Origin of the sequence: Sphingomonas sp. BAUL-RG-20F-R05-02 (genome assembly GCF_022662305.1) — a bacterium.
GTDB lineage: Bacteria > Pseudomonadota > Alphaproteobacteria > Sphingomonadales > Sphingomonadaceae > Sphingomonas.
Genome location: NZ_JAKNQH010000048.1, coordinates 1 through 4709 on the forward strand (window position 1 = coordinate 1; position 4709 = coordinate 4709).

Below are 4709 nucleotides of genomic sequence, written 5' to 3' on the forward strand. Positions count from 1 at the left end.
TGCGCCGACCCGGAGATGTCCGGACCCCCGCAGCACGAAGTGTATGGTCACCGCAGCGAACGCGGGAAAGGTCATCCTCCATCCAGTCTGGATCCGGCACACCGAGAAGGCGTGTGGATCGACGTCGATGGTGGTCAGGAGCTGATCGAGCGAGCGTCTCATGGAATAGCGCTACCGCATACGTGCCTCCGCGAACACCGTGCGCATCCTGATACGGCGGCGCTTGAACATTCCGTGGCAATATATCCCGTGCAATTGACCAATTGAACAGGCGACCGCTTCCGGGAAGAAGGCGAACACGCCTGAACGTCTAGTTATGGGTCGTTGCATCTAAGGACAGGGAAGGGCAGCTATTCCACGTCAAACGACCAACACCGGACCTTCCGCAGGCGCCCATTTGTTGCCGCTCGACGGTACGGACGCGCTACCCGCTAGCGGTCGTGAGCAATTTGCCCCGTTGGCAGGCGATATGGCACGCTCAGGCTGGGGTCGGGGTCGTGCATCCACTGGACAAGGAAGTCCCATGCGGCTTTGTCGCCCGGGTGCGCCAACCATCCAAGTGCCTCTCGATTGGTCCGGTAAGTTGCTATTAGACCATCTAAAGTCTGCGGAATTCGATTGAGCCGATCCTTGATCAGCCCAACCCAAAGATCGAAAGGGATAGGCAATCCGTGCTCAATCCTAAAATCGCGTAAGACTTCTTCGTTTAAAGTATAATAGCCAATGAATCCGCTGTGAAAGATACCGCAGTCTTGTCCTGACTTGTGCTCGTTCAGCCAGCTTCTGAGTTTTGGAATTTCGATGCCAATGGTGCCGAACAGATTGAAACCCCAAGCTCGACGCTGAGCATCGGGAGCAAAATAAGCGATGACTTCGCTGGAAGGCAGCGCCCAAACCTTCGACGCACCCTTCCGCAGTCGAAGCTCCTGAAATCCGTCTGCGTAAAAGGCTTTACCTAGCTCGGTGCGGAATGCTCGAATGTCCATCAATCGAAATCTTATGCTCCGCTGCGTTGGTTCGACGCTACCATGTTCGTATGAATGGCCGAACGTGGTAGCGGGAGACCAAAGCTGCCCGTCGCTTCGCCACCACCTCGAGCCGTTCCGCGGCCGTTCTCGAACGCCTGAAACCGGACGTTCTAGCGACATGAACGGGTGACCGGAGTTGGGAAGCCGAAAACGAGCCGCGAACGGCGGAAAGTGGGTCATGCGAACTCGGATGGCCGAGTGGACGCAGCATGGCGCACGCTCGGAGGCAGTGCGCTGTGCCAACGTGTCCTCACGTCAGTGCGCCACCATCTACGTTGAGGATAGCGCCGGTAATCTGCCGCGCAGCGGGCGTCGCCAGAAACGCGACCGCCGCAGCGACGTCCTCCGGCTGACCGAAGCGGCCAAGCTACCGCACGACCTCCAGCCGGGTGATGCCGCTGTCGCGAATGGCAGCGCGCTTCGCTCGATCCCCGATGACGATGCAGCCGTCCGAGGCCCAGCCAGGGAAGGCGACGTTGTCGGCATGGATGAGGAAGCCGGTTCGGCCGCACATGTCGTTACCGGCGTCCGGCCTGAGCGGGATCGTGACAGGCGCGGGGTGGTCGACTGCGCCTTCCAGCGTATACCAGCCCTCGGTATCGGTCCTATGTCCTCGGTGCATTGCAGGTCCGGATTGTTCTTCCCAGCCCCGGAGCCCGCATACCCCGTGGCAAGGCCGCATTCCGGCCAGCAGGTGCTTTAGTACGTCGGAACGCAGGTGGAACTGTTGGAACGTCCGAGATCGCCGAGGCTTGAGCTTCCTGACGTCAGGCCCGACTGGCCGGCGATCCTTGGAGAGCAAATATGGCTGACAACAATCTGAAGGAGCTCGTCTCGCAAGGGCTGAGCGCGATGAAGGCAGGCAGTGACGTAGCTGCACGCGCGACTGACGAGATCAGCAACGATGCCTCTCATCCCGATCTGAAGGCGGCACTCGAACAAGGCAACAGCACCTCGAAGAAGTGGGCCGACCGGATCGATCGGGCCATGGAGCAGACTGGCCCCGGTCAGCAGGGCGACAACAAGGTGCTCGAGGCGCACTACGAAGTCTCCCGTCTGATCCGTCAGCAGGCGCCGGACGTGACCTCGCGCGATCTCGGCATCGTCGCGGCAGGGCAACTGGCGCTTCATTACTGGATCGCGTCGTTTGGAACGATGGCGAGCTATCTGTCCGCACTCGGCATGGACGACGCGGCAAGCGAAATGAAGGCTTCGGTCGAGGAAGCCAAGCAGGCCGATCAGCAGCACACCGAGCTGGCTGCAAAGCTGCTCGCAGCCTGAGTGGCCGCGGGGGAGCGTTACCAACGGCGCTCCCCTTCGACACCTCGCACCCAGATGTTCGCCTGGGCGGCATCGCCGTGCCGACCTGAAGGAATGTCCGCAAGCGAAGGCGATGAGCCGAGGAAGCAGCCGGACTGAAAACCACCACCTCGAGCCGTTCCGCGGCCGTCCTCGGACGCCTAAAACCGGACGTTTAGCGACATGAACGGGTGACCGGAGTTGGGAAGCCGAAAACGCGCCGCGAACGGCGAAATGTGGGTCGTTGCGCCGGAGGGCAGGGGAAGGGCAGCTACTCTACGTCAGCCGACCAATACCGGACCTTCCGCAGGCGTCCATTCTCAGCCCTTGAGGATTCTATGCGTTGCCTAAAAGCGGACCTTGATTAGGTTTCTCTAGGCGGGCCTAATCAGGAGCTGAGATTGTTTACACCCCATGAGAGGCTTCTAATCTCCAGATTTCTGATACCCGGCGCTGGTGGTCGAGCAGCACTTCTGATCGCGGCCATCGGTTTCGCAGGTGTCACTATTGGAGTCGCCTCACTGATGTTGGTGATCTGCTTCATGAACGGTGCTGAGGCGCGGCTTGCAGGTCAAATTGCTTCCGCAGACGGTCATATTTTCGTTACGTCCTCACGGCTCGCAATTAAGCGTCCGGCACAGATGGAGCGAGAGCTAGCCAAGATCGACGGCGTGGAGGCTACGACTGCATCGCTAAATGGGTCGGGCCTCATTGGAGCCAATGGAAGAGTCTTCTCCGCCGACCTACAAGGTCTAGTGCCTTCGGGCATGGTAAAATCTCCTTTGTTTCAGGGGCAGTCGGCAACGGTGATGGGCACAGCGCCTACTCGACCGGCGACTCTCGCACTTGGCGGCGATTTAGCTGCGCGCCTTGGTGTTGTTCCTGGAGATCACGCAGCTATTTCTCAAATTAGAAACAGCAATGGGTCTATCGGTATAGTAAGTTATGATTTTACAGTTTCTGGCATAGTCGATACCGGCGTTTATACATTTGATAGCAGGCGAGCAATTGTACCCGTAGATGACCTTCGCGTCATCCTCAGCACTAGTGCAATGGCAGATAAGGTGAGCGTAACGCTCAAAAATCCAGACCTTCAGGATATCGTTATAGCGCGAATGCGTCGGTTACATCCCGTGGGTTATACAATTTCGACGTGGCAGAGTATGAACACGGCTTTGTTTTCTGCGCTGTCGCAGGAAAGGCTTGCAATGACTGTTGTAATATCAATGGTCACTTTGATCGCGTTGTCGAACATATTGTCGTCAATGGTTATGCTTGTTCGCTACAAGTCTCGTGAAATAGCGATTTTGATGACTATGGGCATGTCAAAAAAGTCGGTGGCGAAGGTTTTTGTCGGCGTTGGAGCGCTCATCGGATTTTCGGGCGAAGTCGCCGGGTTCGGTTTGGGGCTAGGCCTCAAAATTGCCAAGGACCCGATCACACATTTATTGCGCGCGCATTCTCTGCATCCACCGATCGAACTCGACGTGATGCTCTCTATACCCCTTGCAATATCGACCACCGAGGTTGCGTGGATCGCAGCTCTAGTTTCCGCAGGAGTTTTTCTTAGTACCCTGTACCCAGCGATCCGAGCATCTGCGATCGATCCCGCTACTGTGTTGAGGTACACCTAAGCTCTCGGCCACGAACATACGAGCGGTAGCTTACTGCATTCGCCCGAAAGCTGCCGGACTGCTCACCACCACCTCGAGCCGTTCCGCGGCCATTCTCGAACGCCTAAAACCGGACGTTCTAACGACATGAACGGGTGGCCGGAGTTGGGAAGCCAAAAACGCGTCGCGAATGGCCGGGATTGGGTCACTCGTGATCGCTAGGCGCCTACTGTTGAACAAGCAGGCGCGAACCACCGACGACTGCATCGCTCACATCGACCTTGCTGGGCGTCGCAAGCCTTTGATTTGGCTTATCCCGCAACGCATTCCCTCTAGCGGCGCATTGAGCGTATGAGGCGCTTATCGCCACTTCTGGGATTTAGATGTGTTGAGGGATTTGGATGGATCAATCATCGCCAGCGACGGACGAGTGCTGTTCTGCAGCCAAGAACGTTTCGAGGCTAGCATATGGGCTGGCGAGTGCTGCTTCATCTGTGGACGCGCGGAGGCGGACGACGTGCCGTTCAATGAAGAGCACATTCTGCCGGACTGGATTCTGAGGCGTTTTGATCTTTACCGCCAGACCGTCACGCTGCCGAACGGCGCGAGGCACAAGTATGGCTCCTACACCCTGCCATGCTGCGTCGACTGCAACGGAGACATGTCGCGGGAGTTCGAAACTCCCATCAGCCGAGCTTTCGATGGGGGTTTCTTGGGCGTTCTGGACTTCATCGAAAACGGTTTTGGGGAGAAGCTGTTCAGGTGGCTG

5 protein-coding genes and 1 pseudogene are annotated in these 4709 nt (G+C 57.7%); 3 read left to right on the forward strand and 3 right to left on the reverse strand.

Going from position 1 to position 4709, the window contains the following annotated elements; genetic code table 11:
* Positions 1 to 431 precede the first annotated feature (431 nt).
* The 3 genes and pseudogenes from L8F97_RS22305 to L8F97_RS22315 all read right to left on the reverse strand — a co-directional run bounded on the left by L8F97_RS22305 (position 432) and on the right by L8F97_RS22315 (position 1650).
* Positions 432 to 986 (reverse strand): hypothetical protein, encoded by a 555-nt coding sequence (locus tag L8F97_RS22305; protein ID WP_242154919.1) that lies wholly within the window; start codon positions 984 to 986, stop codon positions 432 to 434.
* A gap of 292 nt (positions 987 to 1278) precedes the next feature.
* Positions 1279 to 1383 (reverse strand): annotated as a pseudogene (locus L8F97_RS22310) (SDR family oxidoreductase); the annotation flags it as partial.
* 12 nt (positions 1384 to 1395) lie between these two features.
* Positions 1396 to 1650 (reverse strand): DUF2778 domain-containing protein, encoded by a 255-nt coding sequence (locus L8F97_RS22315; protein WP_242154920.1) that lies wholly within the window; start codon positions 1648 to 1650, stop codon positions 1396 to 1398.
* Positions 1651 to 1832: 182 nt separating this feature from the next.
* Between L8F97_RS22315 and L8F97_RS22320 the strand changes: the two genes are divergently transcribed.
* The 3 genes from L8F97_RS22320 to L8F97_RS22330 all read left to right on the forward strand — a co-directional run.
* On the forward strand, positions 1833 to 2309 hold the full coding sequence (locus tag L8F97_RS22320) for a DUF892 family protein (RefSeq protein ID WP_242154922.1): 477 nt from the start codon (positions 1833 to 1835) through the stop codon (positions 2307 to 2309).
* Between the two features lie 419 nt (positions 2310 to 2728).
* Positions 2729 to 3961 (forward strand): FtsX-like permease family protein, encoded by a 1233-nt coding sequence (locus L8F97_RS22325; RefSeq protein ID WP_242154924.1) that lies wholly within the window; start codon positions 2729 to 2731, stop codon positions 3959 to 3961.
* Positions 3962 to 4325: 364 nt separating this feature from the next.
* On the forward strand, positions 4326 to 4709 hold a 384-nt coding region (locus L8F97_RS22330; RefSeq protein ID WP_242154926.1), incomplete at its 3' end, for a hypothetical protein.

Bases quoted from the DNA above. Each gene is read 5' to 3' on its own strand.
- L8F97_RS22305 (WP_242154919.1), bottom strand. From the start codon at position 986: ATGGACATTCGAGCATTCCGCACCGAGCTAGGTAAAGCCTTTTACGCA.
- L8F97_RS22315 (WP_242154920.1), bottom strand. From the start codon at position 1,650: ATGCACCGAGGACATAGGACCGATACCGAGGGCTGGTATACGCTGGAA.
- L8F97_RS22320 (WP_242154922.1), top strand. From the start codon at position 1,833: ATGGCTGACAACAATCTGAAGGAGCTCGTCTCGCAAGGGCTGAGCGCG.